This is a genomic window from Pseudomonas sp. TJI-51, from assembly GCF_000190455.2.
GTDB lineage: Bacteria > Pseudomonadota > Gammaproteobacteria > Pseudomonadales > Pseudomonadaceae > Aquipseudomonas > Aquipseudomonas juntendi.
Map to the genome: position 1 here is coordinate 6,896 of NZ_AEWE02000028.1, position 555 is coordinate 7,450.

Here is a 555-nt window from a genome sequence, read left to right on the forward strand (position 1 = left end):
CCGTCGCCGTGGCGAGGTTATCGCTGGCGATGACCGGGGCGTTGGCATCCACATCCGGCGCAGTGATGCTGGCGTTGCCCGACACGTTGCCGCGTGGGTCGCTCAGTGTCACCGCAAGCACCTGCCCGTTGTCCTGAGGGGGGCTCAGGGTCACGGTAAAGCTGCCATCGGCTTGCACGGTGGCGGTTTGCAGCACGGTGCCGCTGGCGCTGCGCACGGTCACCGTGGCGCCCACTTCACCGGTACCGGTCAGGGTGCTGCCGTCGGCACTGATCGCCAGGTTGGCGGCCGCAGCCGGCGGGGTCAGGTCCGGGGCGGTCAGTGCGGTACCGGTAGACTCATTGCCGGCACTGTCGGTGAGCGTGACGCTGAGTGCCTGGTTGTCGATCTGCGCGGCATTCAGGCTGACCACAAACAGGCCGGTGCTGCCCACGGTTGCCGTCCCCAGCACGGTCCCGGCACTGTTGCGCACGGTAACCGTGCTGCCAACCTGGCCAGAGCCGCTGACCATTGTGCCGTTGGTATTGATGGTGGCCAGCGGCGCCGCCGGCGGGG

General features: G+C 68.6%; 1 protein-coding gene. It reads right to left on the minus strand.

Annotation, left to right across the window (positions count from 1 at the left end):
* A partial coding sequence (locus G1E_RS29255) for an Ig-like domain-containing protein (protein ID WP_047149715.1) occupies window positions 1-555 on the minus strand: 555 nt, incomplete at both ends.